At 59.6% G+C, this 21,227-nt stretch carries 19 protein-coding genes; 4 read left to right on the forward strand and 15 right to left on the reverse strand.

Translation table 11 applies throughout. From position 1 onward, the window contains the following. Positions 1-42 precede the first annotated feature (42 nt). Positions 43-2,205: a polyribonucleotide nucleotidyltransferase gene (gene pnp / locus HXW73_RS01515; RefSeq protein WP_186254580.1), complete on the forward strand. Its 2,163-nt coding sequence runs from the start codon at positions 43-45 to the stop codon at positions 2,203-2,205. An 82-nt stretch (positions 2,206-2,287) separates the two neighbouring features. Beyond that, a complete protein-coding gene (locus HXW73_RS01520; RefSeq protein ID WP_186254581.1) occupies positions 2,288-3,457 on the forward strand; it encodes an MFS transporter in 1,170 nt (389 codons plus the stop codon). Between the two features lie 79 nt (positions 3,458-3,536). Here HXW73_RS01520 and HXW73_RS01525 read toward each other — a convergent pair whose 3' ends face one another. The 11 genes from HXW73_RS01525 to dksA form a co-directional block, all read right to left on the reverse strand. Continuing rightward, a complete protein-coding gene (locus tag HXW73_RS01525; RefSeq protein ID WP_186254582.1) occupies positions 3,537-4,715 on the reverse strand; it encodes an acetyl-CoA C-acetyltransferase in 1,179 nt (392 codons plus the stop codon). A gap of 196 nt (positions 4,716-4,911) precedes the next feature. After that, a complete protein-coding gene (gene panD / locus HXW73_RS01530; protein WP_186254583.1) occupies positions 4,912-5,292 on the reverse strand; it encodes an aspartate 1-decarboxylase in 381 nt (126 codons plus the stop codon). A 26-nt stretch (positions 5,293-5,318) separates the two neighbouring features. Further along, the gene (gene panC / locus HXW73_RS01535; protein ID WP_186254584.1) at positions 5,319-6,185 is read right to left on the reverse strand and encodes a pantoate--beta-alanine ligase; all 867 of its coding nucleotides are present in this window, start codon (positions 6,183-6,185) and stop codon (positions 5,319-5,321) included. 44 nt (positions 6,186-6,229) lie between these two features. Beyond that, the gene (gene panB, locus HXW73_RS01540; protein ID WP_186254585.1) at positions 6,230-7,021 is read right to left on the reverse strand and encodes a 3-methyl-2-oxobutanoate hydroxymethyltransferase; all 792 of its coding nucleotides are present in this window, start codon (positions 7,019-7,021) and stop codon (positions 6,230-6,232) included. Between the two features lie 135 nt (positions 7,022-7,156). Beyond that, a complete protein-coding gene (gene folK, locus HXW73_RS01545) occupies positions 7,157-7,663 on the reverse strand; it encodes a 2-amino-4-hydroxy-6-hydroxymethyldihydropteridine diphosphokinase (RefSeq protein ID WP_186254586.1) in 507 nt (168 codons plus the stop codon). Between the two features lie 6 nt (positions 7,664-7,669). Beyond that, a complete protein-coding gene (gene pcnB / locus HXW73_RS01550) occupies positions 7,670-9,055 on the reverse strand; it encodes a polynucleotide adenylyltransferase PcnB (protein WP_186254587.1) in 1,386 nt (461 codons plus the stop codon). A gap of 820 nt (positions 9,056-9,875) precedes the next feature. Then, positions 9,876-11,264 (reverse strand): sigma-54-dependent transcriptional regulator, encoded by a 1,389-nt coding sequence (locus HXW73_RS01555; protein WP_186254588.1) that lies wholly within the window; start codon positions 11,262-11,264, stop codon positions 9,876-9,878. After that, positions 11,257-14,190 (reverse strand): ATP-binding protein, encoded by a 2,934-nt coding sequence (locus tag HXW73_RS01560; RefSeq protein WP_186254589.1) that lies wholly within the window; start codon positions 14,188-14,190, stop codon positions 11,257-11,259. The genes HXW73_RS01555 and HXW73_RS01560 overlap by 8 nt, the downstream gene beginning before the upstream one ends. Then, positions 14,180-14,356: a hypothetical protein gene (locus HXW73_RS01565; RefSeq protein WP_175474715.1), complete on the reverse strand. Its 177-nt coding sequence runs from the start codon at positions 14,354-14,356 to the stop codon at positions 14,180-14,182. Before HXW73_RS01565 ends, HXW73_RS01560 begins: the two co-directional genes overlap by 11 nt. A gap of 1 nt (position 14,357) precedes the next feature. Further along, on the reverse strand, positions 14,358-15,257 hold the full coding sequence (gluQRS, locus tag HXW73_RS01570; protein WP_186254590.1) for a tRNA glutamyl-Q(34) synthetase GluQRS: 900 nt from the start codon (positions 15,255-15,257) through the stop codon (positions 14,358-14,360). Between the two features lie 78 nt (positions 15,258-15,335). Continuing rightward, positions 15,336-15,773, reverse strand: a complete 438-nt coding sequence (dksA, locus tag HXW73_RS01575; RefSeq protein ID WP_186254591.1) for an RNA polymerase-binding protein DksA — start codon at positions 15,771-15,773, stop codon at positions 15,336-15,338. A gap of 185 nt (positions 15,774-15,958) precedes the next feature. Here dksA and HXW73_RS01580 point away from each other — a divergent pair, with 185 nt between their 5' ends. Both HXW73_RS01580 and sfsA read left to right on the forward strand, forming a co-directional pair. Then, entirely contained in the window at positions 15,959-17,119 is a 1,161-nt protein-coding gene (locus tag HXW73_RS01580; RefSeq protein ID WP_186254592.1) for an aminotransferase class I/II-fold pyridoxal phosphate-dependent enzyme, read from the forward strand. Then, a complete protein-coding gene (sfsA, locus tag HXW73_RS01585; protein ID WP_186254593.1) occupies positions 17,116-17,907 on the forward strand; it encodes a DNA/RNA nuclease SfsA in 792 nt (263 codons plus the stop codon). Before HXW73_RS01580 ends, sfsA begins: the two co-directional genes overlap by 4 nt. Here sfsA and metW read toward each other — a convergent pair. Genes metW through proC form a run of 4 tightly spaced genes read right to left on the reverse strand, consistent with a single transcriptional unit; the run spans position 17,854 to position 21,148 of the window. Continuing rightward, positions 17,854-18,447 carry a methionine biosynthesis protein MetW gene (gene metW, locus HXW73_RS01590; protein ID WP_186255874.1) on the reverse strand — a complete coding sequence of 198 codons (594 nt, stop codon included), beginning with the start codon at positions 18,445-18,447 and terminating at the stop codon, positions 17,854-17,856. The genes sfsA and metW overlap by 54 nt on opposite strands. Beyond that, positions 18,447-19,643, reverse strand: a complete 1,197-nt coding sequence (metX, locus tag HXW73_RS01595; RefSeq protein WP_186254594.1) for a homoserine O-succinyltransferase MetX — start codon at positions 19,641-19,643, stop codon at positions 18,447-18,449. The genes metW and metX overlap by 1 nt, the downstream gene beginning before the upstream one ends. A 56-nt stretch (positions 19,644-19,699) precedes the next feature. Further along, on the reverse strand, positions 19,700-20,293 hold the full coding sequence (locus HXW73_RS01600) for a YggT family protein (protein ID WP_186254595.1): 594 nt from the start codon (positions 20,291-20,293) through the stop codon (positions 19,700-19,702). A 30-nt stretch (positions 20,294-20,323) separates the two neighbouring features. Further along, positions 20,324-21,148, reverse strand: coding sequence for a pyrroline-5-carboxylate reductase (gene proC, locus HXW73_RS01605; protein WP_186254596.1), 825 nt, complete (start codon positions 21,146-21,148; stop codon positions 20,324-20,326). Positions 21,149-21,227 lie beyond the last annotated feature (79 nt).

Raw genomic sequence — 21,227 nt, forward strand, 5'->3', positions numbered from 1 at the left:
GGCGAGTCCAAACGACCCAAACGAAAAGACAAGTAGCTATTAATGTTAAAGGAAGTCGCCGTGAATCCGGTAAAAAAAACGTTCCAATACGGTCGTAGCACCGTCACGCTAGAAACTGGGCGCATTGCTCGTCAGGCCACTGGCGCCGTGATGGTCACCATGGATGACACCGTGGTGCTGTGTACGGTTGTTGCAAAGAAAGAAGCAAACCCCAACCAACCCTTCTTCCCCCTCGCGGTTCATTACCAGGAGAAGACCTACGCGGTAGGCAAGATTCCTGGCGGCTTCTTTAAACGCGAAGGACGCCCAACCGAGAAAGAGACGCTCACTTCGCGCCTGATCGACCGCCCGATCCGTCCGCTGTTCCCCAAGGGGTTCATGAATGAAGTGCAAGTGATCTGTACCGTTCTCTCCACCGATCGCAATCACGATCCGGATGTCGCGGCCATGATCGGTACCTCAGCGGCGCTGTCGATTTCAGGTGTGCCGTTTAGCGGCCCGATTGGCTGTGCCCGGGTCGGCTTCAACGAAGAGCAGGGCTACTTCCTGAACCCCACCGTTGAAGAGCTTGCCAGCTCAGAACTGGATATGGTCGTCGCGGGTACGCAACAAGCCGTGCTGATGGTCGAGTCCGAAGCCAAAGAGCTGCTGGAAGACGAAATGCTGGGTGCCGTGCTGTTTGGCCACCAGGAAATGCAGGTCGCGATCAGCGCGATCAATGAGCTGGTCGCCGAAGCCGGTAAGCCGCGCTGGGATTGGCAGCCCCCCGAAGAGAACATGACGCTGAAAGCGGCCATGGCGGACGCCTTCGAAGCCAAAGTCGGCGAAGCCTATCGGATTACCGATAAAATGGCGCGTCAGGACGCCCTGTCAGCCTTGAAAGACGAAGCGGTTGCCCAGTTTGTGGCTGCCGAAGGCGAAGAGACAGACGGCAAGTTCAGCAAGGATGACGTTAAAGGCGCGTTTGCGGGCCTTGAAAAACGTGTCGTTCGCTCTCGCGTCGTCAAAGGCGAGCCGCGCATCGACGGTCGCGACAATGACACGGTGCGGCCGCTGGATATTGAGGTCGGTACCCTGCCCAAAACCCACGGCTCTGCTGTCTTTGCCCGCGGCGAAACTCAGGCCATCGCCATTGCGACCTTGGGCACGCTGCGCGATTCGCAGCTTATCGAGTCGCTGGAAGGCGAACGCAAAGACCGCTTCATGCTGCACTACAACTTTCCTCCGTACTGCGTCGGTGAAGCAGGCTTCTTTGGCGGGCCGAAACGCCGCGAAATTGGTCATGGCCGCTTGGCGCGTCGTGGTGTTCAGGCCATGCTGCCGGCTGAAGATGCGTTTCCCTATACCATTCGTGTGGTGTCGGAAATTACCGAGTCCAACGGCTCAAGCTCGATGGCCTCTGTCTGTGGTTCGTCGCTGGCCCTGATGGATGCCGGTGTACCGCTGAAGGCGCCGGTGGCCGGTATTGCCATGGGTCTGGTGAAAGACGAAGACGGTTTTGCGGTATTGACCGATATCCTGGGTGACGAAGACCACCTTGGCGATATGGACTTTAAAGTTGCCGGTTCAGAAGAGGGCGTGACCGCCCTTCAGATGGACATCAAGATCGAAGGCATCAACGAAGAGATCATGGAAACGGCGCTGCAGCAGGCGCTGAAAGCACGCCTGGGTATTCTTGAGCAGATGAATGCCGTGATCTCCCAGAGCCGTACCGAAGTGTCTGAAAACGCCCCGTCCATGGCGACGATCAAAATCGCGCCGGACAAGATCCGTGACGTAATCGGTAAGGGCGGCGCCACGATTCGTAAGATCTGTGAAGATACCGGCGCATCGGTCGATCTGGACGACGACGGCACCGTGCGTATCTACGCGGAAGATAAAGCTGCCGCGAAAAAAGCCATCGACACCGTGCTGGCGATTACTGCGGAAGCGGAAATCGGCAAGCTATACATGGGTAAAGTGGTGCGCATTGCCGACTTCGGCGCTTTCGTGAATATCATGCCGGGTACCGATGGTCTGGTGCATATCTCGCAAATTGTTCAGGAGCGGGTTAACAATGTCCGCGACTTCCTGAACGAAGGTGACGACGTGCTCGTTAAAGTCCTCGATATCGATAACCGCAACCGGGTGAAGCTCTCGATCAAGGAGATCACCGAAGAAGAGAAAGCGGCCTTCGAAGCTGCCGACGCGGAAATCGCTGACTAACCCAGCGACAGCGTCGCCATTACCGCCCTCGCAGCGTCTCGTTGCGGGGGCGGTATTGTTTGGAGGCGAGGAGGAGTGAGCGATGGAACAGCCACAAGCACCGCGCTGGTGGGCGGTGGTCGCGGTGATGATGGGAATCTTCCTGCTGGTGACCGCCGAGCAATTGCCGATTGGGTTGCTATCCCAGGTAGCGTCTTCCATGGGCGTTACGCCAGGTATGGCAGGCTTGATGGTAACGGTACCCGGTGTGGTGGCGGCCTTTTCGGCGCCGCTTTTGCCAGTTGCGGTAGGGCGTCTTGATCGCCGAATCATGCTAACGCTGTTGATGGGCGTTATGGTGGTCGGTAGCGTGCTGACGTCACTGGCCAGCAGCTTCGTATGGCTGCTGGCCTCGCGCGTGCTGGTAGGGCTGAGTATCGGCGGTTTCTGGGCAGTGGCTGGGAGTATTGCTCCGCGTCTGGTGCCCGAGGCCCAGGTTTCCAAAGCGATGACGGTGATTTTTGGCGGCGTTGCGGCGGCGTCGGTGCTGGGGGTGCCGCTAGGCACCCTGCTGGGCGAATTCAGTAGCTGGCGGGTCGCTTTTGGATCGCTGGGCGGGTTGAGCCTGTTAACAGCGATTGCGTTGTGGTGGTGGTTGCCGCCGTTACCACCGAGGGAGCCAGTTCGCCTGCGTATTCTGGCGCAGCAATTCAGCAATCGCGGGGTGCGGGTGGCGGTGCTGACCACCGGCTTTGTCGTGGTGGGGCACTTTGCGGCCTATACCTTTATCAGCCCTGTGCTGCAGGACATCAGCGGTATTGCCCAGCGTCATGTGGGCAGCTTGCTGTTGCTATATGGGGCGGCAGGTATCCTGGGTAACATCGCGGCTGGCATGTTCGCCGGGCGTCATCCTTACCGAGCGGTGCTGGCGATTCCCAGTCTGTTGCTGCTTGTCGTCGCTAGCTTCCCGTTGCTGGGTGTTCAGCCAAGCAGCGGTGTGATGTTGCTCATGGTATGGGGCGCGGTATTTGGTAGTGTCTCGGTGAGCATTCAAACCTGGATTTTGCGGACGGCGCCCAATACCGAAGCGGCCACCGCGCTGATGGCCTTTACCTTCAATTTGTCCATTGGCTTTGGCGCCATGGTGGGCGGCCGCATTGTCGATGGCACCAGCCTGCCGGTCGCCATGTGGGCCGCCTCGGGGCTGTTTTTACTGGGCACACTGTTAGTGTGGCGAACGCCGTCGCGGGTCGTGGGAGAGAAGCATCGTTGAGCCAGCGATCAGGCAAAAAAATGCCCCCGTTTATGCGGGGGCATGAGAGGCGATGCGTCAGTCGCCTCGGCAGTCTACGCTAGCTTCGCTCAATCGCCAGCGCTACCCCCTGGCCGCCGCCGATACACAGGGTTGCGAGGCCTTTCTTGGCGTCGCGGGCGATCATTTCGTGGAGCAGCGTGACGAATACGCGGCAGCCGGAGGCGCCGATGGGGTGGCCCAGGGCGATTGCACCGCCGTTGACGTTGACTTTGCTGGTGTCCCAACCGAGTTCTTTGTTGACCGAAAGCGCTTGGGCAGCAAAGGCTTCGTTGGCTTCCACCAGGTCCAGGTCGTCGAGGCTCCAGCCGGCTTTTTCCAGGCAGCGGCGAGTGGCCGGTGCTGGACCAATGCCCATGATGGCGGGATCGACGCCGGCGTTGGCGTAGCCGGCAATGCGGGCCAGCGGCTCCAGGCCAAGCTGTTTGGCCTTTTCAGCCGAGCAGATCATCACCACAGCGGCGCCGTCGTTGAGCGCCGAGGCGTTACCGGCGGTCACGGTGCCGTCTTTCTTGAACGCGGGCTTCATGCCACCGAGCTTCTCGGCGGTGACTTCGCGTGGGTTTTCATCGGTATCAAAGACCAATGGATCGCCTTTGCGCTGGGGAACTTCCACCGGCACGATCTGGCTTTTGAACCTGCCCTCTTTAATGGCGGCTGAGGCTTTCTGCTGCGACGCGGCGGCGAATTCATCCATTTCTTCACGGGTAATGCCGTATTTCTCGGCCAGGTTCTCGGCGGTAATACCCATGTGGTAGTTATTGAAGGCATCCCACAGACCGTCGTGCACCATGGAGTCAATCGCTTTCCAATCGCCCATACGCTGGCCGTTACGCGAGTTGGGCAGCACGTGGGGCGAGGCCGACATGTTTTCCTGACCACCGGCCAGAATCAGCTCGGCATCGCCACAGCGAATGGCCTGAGTGGCGAGATGCAGGGCTTTAAGGCCCGAGCCGCAGACCTTGTTGATCGTCATGGCCGGTACGGCCTCGGGAAGGCCGGCCTTGATCGATGCTTGACGGGCGGGGTTTTGACCGACACCGGCGGTTAGCACCTGGCCCAGCAGGACTTCATCGACCTGGTCGGCGGCAACGCCCGTTGATGAAAGAATGTCTTTGATGACGAGTGCGCCCAGGTCACTCGCCGGAATGCCGGCAAGAGATCCTCCAAAAGCGCCTACAGCGGTGCGGCGTGCCGCCACAATGACTACTTCTTGCATAACAGACTCCTGGTCTAGGTAACGCCGGAGATAAAATGCCAGCGTTTGTGTTTAGCGTTGTTGTAACCGTTATTGTCTCAGCATAGGTCTTGTCTCAGCATAGGGGAAGGGTGTGGTTGGCGGCAATACGCTTTTTGACCCAAATGAAAACGGGCCAACGTATGGCCCGTGAATCCTCGTTTTGTGTCAGCCTGACCTAGGCAAGCTGGACGGGGATTGCATTGCTGGTGTGGCTGACGTGGTTGCCTTCCTGAAGATACACAAGCGCGGGCTGATGGTTATCCAGCTCGGCTTCCGCGTAATGCGCATAGCTGCAGATAATGATGCGATGGCCAGGTGCGGCAAGATGGGCGGCGGCACCGTTGATCGAGATCAAGCGGGAGCCTTCTTCACCGCGGATGGCGTAGGTGGTGAAGCGTTCGCCATTTTCCACGTTATAGATCTGGATCTGTTCGTTTTCGCGGATACCCGCCATATCCAGCAGGTCACCGTCGATGGCGCAGGAGCCTTCGTAGTTGAGTACCGCGTGGGTCACGCGTGCCATATGCAGCTTGGCTTTGAGCATAATCGTATGCATGGAAACTCCTAGATAAAAAGCAAGTGTCAGCGGTTAGCGTCGGAAGCAGCCGGTAGCTTCACGCTGAGGTTGTCAATAAGTCGGGCAGGGCCGAGCTGGGCGGCGGCTAGCAGAACGGCGTGGCGCGTCGAGGGGGTCACTGGGCCTAGCATGGTGTCACGCAGCTCCAGGTAGTCTGGCGTAAAACCCGCATCATACAGGGCCGTTTGGCCCCGGTGTAGTACCTGTTCAACGGATTCGCCGTGCTCTAAAGCATCGCGCAACTCGCACAGGGTGCGATAGAGCGTGGGGGCGATCGCCCGCTCCTGCTGGCTCAGGTATCCGTTACGCGAAGACAGCGCAAGGCCATCCTCGGCGCGTACAATGGGCACGCCGATAATCTCAATGGGCAGGTGCAGGTCGCTGACCAGCTTGCGAATCACCGCAAGCTGCTGGTAGTCCTTTTGGCCAAAAAAAGCCACATCTGGCTGCACCAGGTTAAACAGCATGCTGACCACGGTCGAAACGCCGTCAAAGTGCCCAGGCCGGGAGCCGCCACACAGTCCTTCCCCCATCTCGGGTACATGCACACGGGTTTGTGCGGTTAAACCATTAGGGTAGAGAGCGCTGACGGTCGGGCTGAACAGGATATCGCAGCCTGCCTCGGTTAGCTGTGCCTGGTCCGCCTCGAAGGTACGCGGATAGGCGTCCAGGTCTTCGTCGGGGCCAAACTGCATCGGGTTGACGAACAGGCTGGCGACGACCACATCGGCGTGCTGTCGGGCACTGGCGACCAGGGCAAGGTGCCCGGCGTGAAGGTTGCCCATGGTGGGTACCAGGGCGATCCGATGATGACGCAGACGCTGCTCATGCAGCGTGTGGCGCAGGTCGTTGATGTCTCGTAAAGTACGCATAAGGGAATTATCGTCGTTACAGGCGTCGCACTAAAATGCACCGCCTAAAAGCAGTGCTCTTGCGCGGGAAAGGTTCGTGTTTTGACCGCTTCATGATAGTGCTGAAACGCTGATTGAATGCTGTCAGCGTCAGCCATGAAGTTTTTTACAAAGCGCGGCGTGCGGCCGTGGGTAACGCCTAGAACATCGTGCATCACCAGAATCTGGCCGTCGGTATCCGGCCCAGCGCCAATACCGATCACCGGCACATCCAGCGCTTCCGTCACCGCCTTGCCCAGGCTTGCGGGCACGCACTCCAGCAAAATCACCGATGCGCCCGCCTCAACGAGGGTTTTGGCATCGTTGATGATCTGCTCTGCCTGAGCGGTCTCACGGCCTTGTACCTTGTAGCCGCCAAGCTGATAGACCGCCTGCGGGGTCAATCCCAGGTGCGCGCAGACGGGGACGCCACGGCGAGTCAGCTCGCGGATGCCGTCGGCCATCCAGGCTTCCCCTTCCACTTTGACTAGCTCGGCACCGGCGCGCATCAAGGCGGCTGAGTCTTCCAGCAAGCGCTCGGTGGTCGCATTGCTCATGAAGGGCAGGTCGACCATCAGCAGGCTATGGCCTTTGCCACGCGCTGTACAGCGGGTGTGGTAACAGATGTCGTCGATGGTCACCGGCAGGGTGCTGTTGTGGCCCTGTAGGACCATGCCCAGCGAATCGCCCACCAGTAACACATCAATCCCTGCATGGCTGGCAGCGTTGGCAAAGGAGGCATCATAAGCGGTCAGACAACTGAACGTCTCGCCAGCGCGCTTGTGCGCCTGTAGCGTGCTCAGGGTGACGGTTTTCATGGCGTGCTCTCATGTTTCTACGTGAGGCCGACGCGACATCCGCGTTCGGCCAGTGTTAACGCCGCCTTGCGGCGGACGCTGAGTGGCGTAACCGGCAATTGTTACCTGAATGCGGCCTCGGTGTCGAGATTTGTGTCAGATGGTAGCAGTCGGCGTTACATCAGCATCCGTTAGCCGATGTATCGGCGCGCTATCGAGTTCAGCCAGCCAGTCGCCAAGCGGGCGCTGGTGGAAGCTTAATCCTGGGGCTAGCTCGTAAAGCGGTACAAGGACAAAGGCGCGTGCGTGCATATGCAAATGGGGCAGCTTGAGGCGGGGGCTGTCGAGCGCTAGCTGATCGTAAAGCAGCAGGTCTAAATCGAGCGTGCGCGGCCCCCAGTGACGACGCCTTTGGCGGCGATGACGTTGCTCCAGTGCCTGCAGCTGGTCAAGGAGCGCAAGTGGTGACAGCGATGTTTCAAGCGCGGCGACGGCGTTAATGAAATCGGGCTGATCCTGGGGCCCCAGTGGCGGCGTCGCATACAGTGACGAGGCGTTGACCATGTCGCTTAGCGGTAGACGGCCAAGCTCGCCAAGCGCCTGGCGAACCTGGGCCACAGGATTATCCAGATTGCTTCCCAGGCCGACATAGGCAAGCGACATGCGCGGTTACTCTTCGCTTTTACGCGGTTTGCGTCGCCGTTTGCGGCGGCGGTCGCCCTGGCCAGCAGGGTCGCCGCCCACTTTTTGCAACAGCCGGCGTTGATCGTGCTCGTCGCCTGTCTGGAAGGCGTTCCACCATTCGCCCAGCCCGCTCGGGATTTCTCCTGCCTGTTCGCGCAGCAGCAGCAGGTCATAAGCGGCCCGGAAACGCGGGTGCTCGCGGGTCTGAAACGCTTTTTTACCCCGGCGCAGGGGTAAGCGCCCCTGAAGCTCCCAAATATCGCGCATCGGCATGCCGAAACGTTTGGGGATCGAGATGTGCTGTAGCTGTCGAGTCACTACCTGCTGAGCGGCCGCTTGTAGGGCGGGAATGGACGGCATGCCTTCGCTTTCAAGCGCTGCCTGGCGGTGGGCAACCGGGGCCCACAAGAACGCCGCCAGCAAGAAGGCAGGTGTAACGGGGCGGTCTTCGGCGATACGCTTATCGGTATTGGCAAGCGCCTTTTCAATTAAATCTTCTGCCCATGCCGCATCCGCCATGGCTTCTTCGGCTTCGGGGAACAGCATGCCAAACAAGCCATAGTGGCTCAGCAGCCGGAAGGTCACCAGTCCGTGACCCGACATGAATAGCTTGAGCGCTTCATCGAACAGCCTTGCCGGGGGGATGCTCAACAGCAGCGGCGCCAGATCGTACATGGGCGCTTCGGTGTCGGCATCGATCGTAAAGCCAAGCTTGGCGGCAAACCGCACGGCCCGCAGCATGCGAACGGGGTCCTCGCGATAGCGCGTGGCGGGGTCTCCAATCAAGCGCAGCGTCCGCGCCTCGATATCCTGCGCCCCGTTGGCAAAATCATGGATGGTGAAGTCGGCGATGTTGTAATACAGCGCATTCACGGTGAAGTCGCGCCGCAGGGCGTCTTCTTCGATGCTACCCCACACGTTATCCCGCAACAGTAGGCCGTCGTCGGATTGCTGGGCGATATGGTCGCCGTGCTCATCTTGCGGTTTGCCGCGGAAGGTCGTGACTTCGATGACCTCTCGGCCAAAGCGCACATGCACAATACGAAAACGACGTCCTATCAGGCGCGAATTGCGAAATAGATCGCGCACCTGCTCGGGTGTTGCGTTGGTAGCAACGTCAAAATCCTTGGGCATTTTGCCAAGCAAGGCGTCGCGAATGCAGCCGCCCACCAGATAGGCCTCAAACCCAGCGCCATTAAGGCGATAAAGCACCTTCAGGGCAGCATCACTGATCTGCTGACGAGAAACGGGGTGCTCGGAGCGAGGTATAATGCGGGGGCTAAGCGCGCCTGATGCGCCCTGTTGGGGTTCGAGCAGAGATTTCAATTGCTCTCCCGGACTGTGTAATAAACGGGTAAATCCTTTAAGCATGCGGCGGAATCGACTCGCAGGATATCGAAAAAATGGCCGTAATGTAAGCGACGAGTCGCTGAGTGTAGCCGACCACTAGAGGCTTGCAAAGCCTTGGCAGGGTTGTGGCATGAGCAAAACCGCTAAACGCAGAAAGGGGAGGCTAATAAGGCCTCCCCTATAAAAGCGACAATCAGCGTCCGTTGCTGCTGTTTTTCTTCATGATGGCACATCGCCCTGAATACGCACCGCAGTCGGTAGGCGTGGCAATCACGTGGATTCCGACCGCCTCGTATTCAAAACAATAATCCAACCGCGAACTTTTCATCCCCCGGCGAGTTATTGTTGGGTCCGGGGTGTACACACTGACTGCTGTTGTTCTTGTTAGAGCGCAGCCCTTCAGGTGTACGTCGCGTCCATTTTGGGCACTTGCTGTATGTTGTTGTTGTGTGTGGCGCTTATTTTTCTTAGCGCAAGCAAGTAACGAGATACAAGCCTATTGTTTTTATTAGTACCGTTATCTCTGCCTGGCCCTGTTGTTTTTGTTGTGGCTCAGGTCTGGGCGGTGTCATATTGTTTTTGTTAACGACTTACCGCGTTGCCCAGTTTGTTTTTCTTACCCAGTTATACTGCACTCGCCGTGCCACTCGTTAGATAATGCATTAAATTCAAATATTTAAGATTTTTCCGCTATGCCAAGGAACGATCATGAGAAATAAGTGTTACCCGTTTTGAGGGGTTTTTCGTGTGGGAAAGTAACAGCATGCGGGTAACGAATTTCGTGGATATTTCTTTGATAAATCAGTGTATTAGACGTTAGTTGTAGGCGCGGTTGAGCTTTTCAGGTAGGCCGACGTGCCGTCTTCTTGCGCGGTATGCCCAGCCGCTGGCGTCGCTCCCATAAGTTTTTGCGGCTGATCCCCAACTTCTGTGCTAGCTCGGTTTCGCTCATCTGGTCCTGATGCTCAAGTACAAAGTGTTGGAAATAGTCTTCCAATGACAGGTCATCTTCTTCAGCGCCGGGTTGAAGGGCGTCGGCATTGGCAAGCGACGGGGTGGTACCAGCCGCCGGCGGCTGGCGATGAGGAACAGGAGCAAGCCCCAGGTCGTCGGGGTGGATCAAATGGCCTTCGGCCAGAATGACGCCGCGCTCGAGGGCGTTTTCCAGTTCACGCACGTTGCCGGGCCAGGGGTAATCGCGCAGTTCATGGCGTGCCGCCCGGGATAAGCGCAGCCCTTGGCGTTCGTGGCGCTTGCAGGCCTTGTCGAGCAGGATGTCGGCGATTTCTAGCACGTCGTCCTCACGCTCACGCAAGGGCGGCAGCTCTATCTGCATGACGTTCAGCCGGTAATACAGGTCCAGGCGAAATTCACCGCTCTTGGAGAGCGCGCGAAGGTCGCGGTGGGTCGCGGCGATCAGGCGGACATCCACATGGCGGGTTTCCACCGAGCCGATTTTGCGTATTTCGCCTTCCTGGAGCACGCGCAACAGGCGTGCTTGAGCGTCGAGGGGCAGTTCGCCAATTTCGTCCAGAAACAAGGTGCCGCCATCGGCGGCTTCGACCAGCCCGGTGCGCGCGGCGCTGGCGCCGGTAAAGGCCCCTTTTTCATGGCCAAACAGCTCCGACTCGATCAGCGTCTCGGGGATGGCCGCGCAGTTGACGCATATCAGCGGGGCCTTGGCCCGTTTGCTTTGTTGATGCAGGGCGCGGGCGACGAGCTCCTTGCCGGTGCCGGACTCCCCCAGGATGAGCACTGTGACATCGGCGGGTGCGGTTTTGCGAATGCGGGTATAGACCTGCTGCATGGCCACGCAGTTGCCGATCATGGTCTGGCGGCCGCCTCCATCATCGGTTATGTCGGGCGGCGGACTATGCTGCATCGACTGCTGGTGAAGAATCCGCGCGACGGTTTCCAGAAGCTCTGCGTGGTCAAACGGTTTGGCAACGTAATCCACCGCGCCCTGTTTGAGGGAGTCGACGGCCGAGCGCATGCTGGCATAGCTGGTCATGATCAGAACCGGCGCCGGAGCGGCGGCCTGGATCAGGCTAGTGCCCTGCTCGCCGGGCAGGCGCAGGTCGCTGATAATCAGATCAAAGCCGGCAAGCTCAAACGTCTCTGCCTCTTCGGCACTGCCCGCTTCGCTGACCTCATAGTCGTGACGCTCGAGAAGGCGCTTGAGCGCACTGCGAATAATGGCTTCATCTTCAACAATCAGAATCCTAGACATGGGGCAGCTGATCATCCTGTTGGAAAAGCGGTAGCCACAGGGTAATGGCCGTACCGCGAGATGTTCCGGGCGGTGGCGACGCCACCTCTATTCTGCCGTGATGTTCATTGATAATTTGATAGGCCAATGATAACCCAAGCCCAGTGCCTTCACCGGCCGCTTTGGTGGTGGTAAAGGGCTCGAACAGGTGGTCACGTACCTTGGGATCAATACCTTGACCGTCATCGGTAATACACCACCATGCCTGATCAGACTGCTTGCCTGCCGTGATGTGCACGCTGCCTTCAGGTCTGCAGGCATCCCGTGCGTTGCCCATTAGATTGACCATCACCTGGGTCAAGCGCTGGGCATCACCTTGTACGACCAGCTCTTCTGCACACTCATTGGTAAAGATGACATCCTCGCCCGAGCGGGCCAAGTGGATCAAGTGCAAGGCATCGTCGGTGATCGTTCTGAGCTCGACGGGTGAGCGAGGCAACCCGGGCGAGTCGCGCCCGGCGTGGGCAAAGCCGACCAGCGAATTGACGATCTTGGTCACCCGCTCGGTCAGCTGCTGAATATGGTCGGCGGTTTCCAGCAAGACGGGATCCTGGGTGTCATAGCGTAGGTTTTGCGCCAGCGACGAGATGCCGGTGATCGGGTTGCCGATTTCATGGGCAACGCCCGCCGCCAATTGACCGATGGAGGCGAGGCGGGCGGCGTGGACCAGTTCATCCTCCAGCCACTTCATCTCGGTATGGTCTTCCACCAGAATGACGCTGCCACCGCGACTGTCATGGCCACTCAGGTCGGCTTTGTGCAGCGTCAGGAAGTAGTCTTTATCGTGGAGCCTCACAGCCTGTTTGTACAGCGGTGACGGCCCCTCGTTAAGCACGCTCCCCAGCAGCCATGGCCAGGGGGAGGGCAAGCTGTCCCGTCGCGAACCGATCACGCTTTCACCGCTGATGCCAGAGAGCTGCGAGAGCGCTTGATTCCACATGACCAGCTCTTCGTCGTCGCCGAGGACACAAAGCCCGACGGGCAGATAGGCCAGCGTTTGGCGATGGTGGCGGCGCAGCCCGTCGAGTTCCCTGGCAAGCCCGGTGAGCCGCGAACGGTAGGCTTCCAGGCGGCTTTCGACAAAATGAATGTCATCGGTGATCGGCGCATCGTCGTGACGGTAGGGGAGGTAACGGTCGACGATATCGCGCGCCACTGAAGGGCCCATCAAGCCGGAAAGGTTGGCCTGGATACGGTCGCGCAGGCGGCGTAGTGCGTAGGGACGGCGCTCCTGGCGGGTAAGGTTGAGTGCCTTGAGCGCACGGTCGACCTCACGATGAGCCGCATCATCGCCCAGTGCCTGAGCCAGGTGGGTAGAAAAGTCACCCGCTGTGGCCGCTTCCAGCGGCAGGCGCTTCGAGCGAATGACCGCGTCAACCGAGCAGGCTTCGGCCGCCGATTTTTCGCCTTCCGAGGTGCGTGTGAACAGCGATACGACAATCAGCAGCAGGATGTTAAGTGACTGGGAAAGCAGCGTGACGCCATACCAGACGGGCGCATCCGTGGGTGTCAGCGGTGTCAATGGCAGGGCGGGTGGGGTATAGCCTGCCACCAGGGGCAGCCATAGCCCCCAGAGCCAGACGGCGACTCCCCCGATCAGGCCCGCCACCATGCCTTTGCGGTTGGCACCCGGCCAGTAGAGCAGCGCCAGCATGCCTGGCAAACACTGGGCCATGCCGATGAAGGCGGCGAGCCCAAGGCTGGTCAGCGGGTGATGACGGCCAATCCACTGATAAAACAGCCAGCCGCTTAAAATAACCCCAACCACCAGACCCCGGCGCAGCCATAACAGCCAGCCATACAAGTCGCTACGTGCTTCGGGTGGCCTTGCCACCAGCACGATGTGATTGAGCACCATACCCGAGAGTGCCAGCGCAATCAGCATCATGGTGCCGCTGGCAGCGGCCAGGCCACCGATAAATGCCAACGCACCGACCCACCAGTGCTCGCTCAATGCATAGGCGGCGTAGGCCGATATGGGGATCGTCTCGTTGACCGACTGCGCGGCCCACCAGATAAGCGGGACAGGCAATGCCATCAGCAGCAAAAACAGCGGCAAGGTCCAGCTTGCCTGTAGCAGGGTATTGGGTGACAGGCTCTCCGCAAAGGTGATGTGAAACAGGTGCGGCATCATGAAGGCGGCGGCAAAGAATAACAGCAGCAGGGTACGCCATTGGGCGGGATCAAAACGTGCGGTGTGCGCCTGGGCAAGGTAGCCGGGGCCTTCGAGCCATGCCTGCAAGTCGCCAGGACCGCTGAACACCAGCCACAAGGCCACGGCACCCAGCCCCAGCATGGCCAGTAGTTTGACGACCGACTCGATCGCAATGGTGCTCAACAGACTGTTGTGGCGGCTATGCACATGGCTATGGCGAGCGCCGAGCATCACTGCTAACGCGGCGATGACCGTGCAAAATGTAAGCGCCACGGCAGGCCCAGCCTGGCTCTGGGTGAAAAGATTGACCGCCTCGCTCATGGTTTTGACCTGAATGCCCAGCAATGGCAATACCGCGAGCAGACTGACCACCGTTACCAGGGTACCCGCCCAGCGGGAGCGAAAACGAAAGGCGAACAGGTCCGCCAATGAGGCGAGTTGGTAGGTACGGGTGATCCGTTGAATGGGGACCAGCAGCACCGGGGCAAGCAGAAACGCACCGGCAGCACCCAGGTAGTAGGCGAGATAACCAAAGCCGACATTAGCGGCTAATTCGACGCTGCCATAAATCGCCCAGGCGCTGGCATAAACGCCCAGCGCCAGGGTGTAGACGGCAGGGTGACGGCTGATGCGCAGCGGTATCCAGCCCCGTTCCACCGCCATGGCACAGCCCCACAGGAGGGCGAGATAACCCAGGCCGAGAAATAGCGCGCCAAGAACCTCAACGCTCATCCAGTTTCCTCTTCTGTTCAAGCCACAGCGTCAGGGCGATCAGCCCGCCCCAGATAACAAAGGGCCGATACCAGGCCACGCTCGGGTCGCTCCAGCCATCCATCAACAAGGGGGAGAGCAGATAGCCGCCGAAGACCAGAAACAGCATGATGCGGTAAACGTACATGTCAGGGCTCCTGTGGCCATTCGCGCTGGGCTGATGGTGACAGTTGTTCGACCGACCAATGCGTCACCGCCCAGTCTAGCTGCGTGGTCACCGGCTCTCGGGAAAGGTCACTGGGCGGCGCTTGGTCGAGTACCTGCAGCGCCTGAAACAGCTGGCGGCGTATGGCGCGCGGCTCATCGGCCAGCGCCGGTGCAAGGTTCTGCTTGGAGAGCTTTTGGCCCTGCGACGTCACCACCAACGGCAAATGCAGGTAACGCGGCTCGGGAAATGCCAGTGCCACTTGCAGCTGGCGCTGCCAGGGCGTGTTGTCGAGCAGGTCAAAGCCTCTGACAACGTCGGTTATGCCCTGCTCGGCGTCGTCGACAACCACCGCCAGTTGATACGCCCAGAGAGCATCTTTGCGTTTGAGGACGACGTCCCCCAGTGTTTCAGGGTCGAACTGCTGCCAGCCAAACAGGCGGTCGTGCCATTGGATCGGACGTTTGGCCAGGTCGCTGCGCAGCCGCCAGGCGACCGGCTGGGTGGGGTCACTCAGCCCCGTACGGCACCAGCCTGGATATACCGGATAGGCCCGCCACTGTTTGCGCGAACAGCTGCAAGGGTAGGCCAGCCCCTGATTGGCCAGGGTGTCGAGTGCCTGTTGATAGGCAGCGTCACGGTCATGCTGCCAGCGAATGGTTTCGTCCCAGTGGAGCCCAAACGCTTCCAACTGGCGCAAAATGGTGCTGTCAGTGCCTGACGGGCAGCGCGGCGGGTCGATGTCTTCAATGCGGACCAGCCAATCGCCGCCCGCCGCGCGCGCGTCCAGGTAACTGCCCAGGGCCGCCACCAGCGAGCCAAAATGCAGCGGCCCTGACGGCGTGGGGGCAAAACGTCCGCGGTAGCGAGTTGATTGCGTCATCAAAGCCTTCCAGAAACCAAAACGGGCACCACAGGGTGCCCGCATTCCACAATAACATACAGGTCGATTATGCCTGGCTTAACCGCCGAGTTGCTTCTCCTTGAGCTCGGCCAGGGTCTTGCAGTCGACGCATAGCGTGGCGGTCGGGCGCGCTTCGAGACGGCGGATACCAATCTCGACGCCGCAGGCTTCGCAGAAGCCGTAATCGTCTTCGTCGATCTTTTCGATGGTTTCGTTAATTTTCTTGAGCAGCTTGCGCTCGCGGTCCCGGGTGCGCAGCTCAAGACTGAAGCCTTCTTCCTGGGTCGCCCGATCGGCCGGATCGGCGTAGTTGTTAGCATCTTCCTGCAGGTGGCGTACGGTACGGTCCACCTCTTCCATGAGGTCCTGTTTCCAATCCAACAGCAGCTGGCGGAAGTGCGCCAGCTGTTGATCATTCATATATTCTTCACCCGTTGTCGGCTCATACGGTGTGAAGGGCTTGGACGCTTCCGGTTTTTTTTCCGCTACTGGCATGGGAGTGCCCCTTACGTATGTGACTACTGATCGACCATGAGCGTGTGTCACGATCTCACGCCAAAGGGATGCTTATTTAGCTGATAATTGGCTGCGTTGCAAGCATAATAGAATGCTTTCTACCATGAACTTGTCTCCAGTGCGACCAAGCTCATGTTTTTACTACCGCTAGGTAAGGAGCCGCTATGGCCTGGAATTCACGTGTCAATCATGTCGCGCCTTTTCGTGTGATGCATCTACTGGAAATGGCTCAGGCGCGTGAGGCAGCGGGCCATGATGTGATTCACCTCGAAGTAGGGGAGCCGGATTTCGCTACCCCCGCACCGGTGGTGGCCGCAGGTCAGCAGGCATTGGCGACAGGCAAAACCCGCTACACGCCTGCCGCTGGCCTGCCCGCACTGCGCGAGGCCATTGCCGGTCACTACGCTGAGCACTTCAATGCCTCGGTAGACCCTGCCCGGATTCTGGTCACTCCCGGCGCATCGGGGGCGTTGTTGTTGGCCAGCCAGCTACTGGTCGAGGCGGGTGAACGGGTGATGATGGCCGACCCCAACTACCCGTGTAATCGCCATTTCATGGCCCTGGCCGGTGCCGACGTCGATGCGATCCCGGTAGGGCGTGACAGCGGCTGGCAACTGGACGCCACGCTGATTGGTCAGCACTGGCAACCGCGCACGCGATTGGCGATGCTGGCGTCGCCTTCCAACCCCACCGGCCATACGTTGGGTGCCGATGCCTTGCAAGCGGTGTTCAAGGCGGTAGCCGAACGTGGCGGTGAGGTGCTGGTCGACGAGATTTATCAGGGGCTGAATTACGACGACGCGCCCCTGTCGGCAACGTCGCTGTCAAACGAGGCGTTCGTGGTCAACAGCTTTTCCAAATACTTCGGCATGACCGGCTGGCGCCTGGGCTGGCTGGTGGCCCCTGAACGCGCGATTGAGCCGCTCACCAGGCTTGCCCAGAACGTATTTCTTGCCGCCCCGACGCCTTCCCAGCACGCTGCATTGGCCGCCTTTACCCCCGAGTGTCGCGACATTCTCGAAACCCGGCGGGAGACGCTCAAGCAGCGCCGTCAGGTACTGCTTGAGGGCTTGGCGCAGCTAGGGCTGGCGCCGGACCTGCCGCCCCAGGGCGCTTTTTATCTGTGGCTGGACATCTCCCGCTATAGTCGTGACAGCCAGGATTTTTGCGAACGGCTTCTGCGCGAGGAGAACGTCGCGATCACCCCGGGTATCGATTTTGCCGTACAGGGCGGCGAGCATCATGTGCGTATTGCCTTCACCAATGACGTTGAACGGCTGGAAGACGCCGTGGAGCGCATTGCCCGCTTTGTGAGCCGGCTATGAGCCTTGCCTACCAGGGCTTGGTGCCCGGTACCTTGCTGCGCCGCTACAAGCGCTTTCTGGCCGATGTGCGCCTGGACGATGGTCGGGACGTTGTCGCCCACTGCCCCAATACCGGCTCGATGAAGGCGGTCAATGTGCCCGGCTGCCGCGTATGGCTGTCGCCAAGCAATAACCCTAGCCGTAAGCTGGCCTGGACCTGGGAATGGATCGAGCTGCCGCAGCCGGATGGCACGGTGGCGCTGGCCTCGGTGCATACCGGGCGCGCCAACCGTATTGTGGAGGCAGCTATTGAGGCAGGTGATATCGCGCCGCTGGCAGGCTATCAAGCCCTCAAGCGCGAGGTGAAAATAACCGATGCACGGCTCGACTTTCGCCTGGATGACCTTGAGCGTGGTGCCGCCTACATCGAAGTGAAGCAGGTGACGCTGAAAGAACCCGATGGCCACGGCTATTTCCCCGACTCGGTCAGCGTGCGGGGCACCAGGCACCTACGTGCGCTTCAAGCCCTGGCCGAGCAGGGCCAGCGAGCGGTGCTGCTGTTTTGTGTCGCCCATGAAAGCATCGACGACGTGGCGCCCGCCGCGCATATCGACCCCGCCTATGCCGCGGCGCTGGGTGACGCGTTAGAGGCGGGGGTCGAGGTGTTGGCATACGGGATTGACGTGCAGTGGGCGGCGGCAAAACCCGCGGTCGTGCGTTTATCGCGGGTTTTGCCGGTGCGTTGGCCAGAGTCGCTAACGATGGCGTACGCGGAAAATGGCGATTTCACCGAACAGGTTGGGCCATAGCCGAGACGTCCAATGCCCACGGTGGTCACCCACGCCCACGGCGCGATCAACAATCACCATGCCTTTTTCACGGCACAGGTGTTCAAAATCATTGAAGGTCGAGAGATGAATGTTGGGGGTGTCGTACCAGGCGTGGGGCAGTGACTTGGAAACCGGCATGTAGCCGCGCAGGCCCAGGTGGACGCGGTGGCGCCAGTAGGCGAAGTTGGGAAACGTGATGATACCCTCTTCGGCAACGCGCAGCATTTCATCGAGCATTTTATCGGGGCGCCGCAGGGCTTGCAGGGCCTGGGTCATGATCACCTGATCGTAGCTGTTATCGCAAAAGCTACCCAGGCCATCGTCAAGGTTATGCTCGATCACATTGACACCCCGGGCAATGCATCCGGTAATGCCGTCGTGATCGATTTCAAGGCCATAGCCGGTTACGCCTTTGTGCTGGGCCAGCGCCTCGAGTAACACGCCATCGCCGCAGGCTAGGTCCAGCACGTGCGCGCCTTCGGGGACCCAATCGTAAATCAGTTCCAGATCAGCGCGCATCATGGCGTCTCCTCTGTATCCGGATGAGGGAGATTAAGCTCTCGGGCCGCGCGGTTCATGAAGGCGCCGAATACCGCTTCGTAGCGGGGCTCGGGTAATAAGAACGCGTCGTGGCCATGGGGTGAGTCGATATTGGCGTAGCTCACCGGTTTGCCCGCGCGAGTGAGGGCATCGACCAACTCCCGCGAGCGTGGCGGCGGAAAGCGCCAGTCGGTGGTGAAGCTGACAATCAAGAACGGGCACTGTGCCGGGGCGAGGGCATTGGCGAGATCCCCGCCCTGCGTGGCCGACGGGTCAAAGTAATCCAGCGCCTTGGTCATCAGCAGGTAGGTGTTGGCGTCAAAGGCAGTGGAAAACGTATCACCCTGGTAGCGCAGGTAGGACTCCACCTGAAATTCGACCCCGAAGCCGAAGTTCAAGTCGTTGCTGCGCAGGTCGCGGCCGAACTTGCTGCCCATGGCATCTTCGGAAAGATAGGTGATATGGCCCACCATTCGGGCCAGCTTTAGCCCACGCTTGGGCACGGTATTATGCTCGGCGTACCAGCCGTCAAAAAAATCCGGGTCGGAGCGAATCGCCTGACGGGCGACTTCATTGAAGGCGATGTTCTGCGCCGACAGGCGTGGCGTCGCGGCGATGACCACTGCATTGGCAACCCGCTCAGGGTAGGTCATCGTCCACTCGAGCACCTGCATGCCCCCCAGGCTGCCCCCCACAGCGGCCGCCCAGCGCTCGATCCCCAACTGGTCGGCCAGGCGAGCCTGGCTGGCCACCCAGTCACTCACCGTGATCACGGGGAAGTCAGGCCCCCACTGGCGCCCCGTTTCGGGGTTGTGGCTCACCGGGCCGGTGCTGCCGTGACAGCCGCCCAGGTTGTTCAGTGAGACAACGAAAAAGCGGTTGGTGTCGATCGGTTTGCCGGGGCCGATATGGGCGTCCCACCAGCCGGGTTTGCGGTCTTCCTGACTGTGATAACCGGCCGAGTGATGGTGGCCCGAGAGCGCATGGCAGATCAGGACTGCGTTGCTACGTTCGGCGTTGAGGGTGCCGTAGGTCTCGTAAATCAACTCGTACTCGGGCAGCACCTTGCCACAGGCGAGCGGAAGTGGCGTGTCGAATTTGGCGACATGCGGGGTGACCAGTCCGACGGAATTCGTCGGCCGGTCTTCAAAAGCAAGCGTGTCTGAATCGGGCATCGAAAGCGTTAGTCCTGCTGAGTCAGTCGTCGTGTATAAGCCGTTACCATCAGTGATTACAGGCCGACCAGGGCGCCGGAAATGCCGGCCGCGCGAATCAGTGAGCCAACCAGTAGTCCATCCACCAGATTAATGGCGATGAATACCACAATGGGTGACAAATCAATCATGCCCAGCGGCGGGATAACCTTGCGTACCGGCGCCATGATGGGCTCCACCAGTTGCATGATTAACAGTGCGCCTGGGTGGCTGGCGTTGGGCGCGACCCAGCTCAAAATGATCATTACGATCAAGGCGAAGAAGTAAATCTTCAGGATGGCGTTGGCCAGTGCGGCGATGCCGGCAATCAATAGCCCTGTAACAGGCGGCATGCCCACGCCGATCACCATGAAAATGGCGATAATGCTGATGACTTTCAGGACAAAACCTGCCGCCAGTGTCGCGAGATCAAAGCGACCGGCAACCGGCCCTAGAAAACCCTGGAAAAGACCCACGACCGGCTGGGTAATCTTGACGACGGTCTGGCTCATGGGGTTGTAATAGTCGGCCCTTGAGGCCTGCAATAAAAATCGCAGCATGAGTAAAAACAAGTAAATGTTGATTAGCGAGTTAACCAGCATCAACCCGGCGCTGCCCAATTCGTTGCCCATGGCTGTTTCTCCTATAAAAATCTGCGTGGTTTAGTGGCCGCTCAGTTCCTTGGACATGGCTTGGGCACGCTTGGCGCAGGCCTGCATCGCATCGGCGATAGTCGTCCTTAGCTGGGCATCTTCCATGTGTTGAATCGCTTGTTCGGTAGTTCCGCCGGGCGACATGACATTCTGTTTGAGTGTTGCCGGGTCTTTATCGCTCTGTTGCGCCATGGTAGCGGCACCCAGCGCGGTTTGAATCGCCAGGCGGCGCGCCGTATCGGCGGGAAGGCCAAGCTCGACGGCGGCATCTTCCATGGCTTCCAGCATCAGGAAAAAATACGCCGGTGCGCTGCCGGAGACTGCTGTCACTGCGTCCAGCAAGGCTTCTTCCTCGACCCACTCGACGATACCCACCGCTTCCATTAGCTGAGTCGCTACATCGCGCTGGGCATCGCTGACCCGCGCATTAGCATACAGGCCACTGGCACCGCGGCCTACCAAAGACGGTGTATTCGGCATGCAGCGAACCACGGCGTTACCACCGCCCAACCATTGGTCAATGGTGGCCGCATCAAGGCCAGCGGCGATGGAAATGACCAAAGGATTGCGTTGTTTAACCGTGTCGCTGAGCGCTTCGCATACGTCGCGCATGATCTGCGGTTTAACCGCCAGCACCAGGACGTCGGCCTGACTCGCGGCGGCGTTGTTATCGGTTTGCGTCTGGATGTTCAAGCGTGTGCGAATCGTGTCCAGTTCGCTTTCCCGCGGCGCAGTAGCCGTGATGTCGGCAGGCGTGACACCGCTGTCGATCAGGCCGCCAATGATGGCGCTTGCCATGTTGCCTGCGCCAATGAAGGTGATCTTGTTCGTCATGGGGGTATCCTCTGTTGCAAAAGGCTGCGTTGAGCCGCGTTATATCACTCGTCGGGGTAATGTGTTCCCGGTTAGCTCG

This window comes from Halomonas sp. SH5A2, from assembly GCF_014263395.1.
GTDB lineage: Bacteria > Pseudomonadota > Gammaproteobacteria > Pseudomonadales > Halomonadaceae > Vreelandella.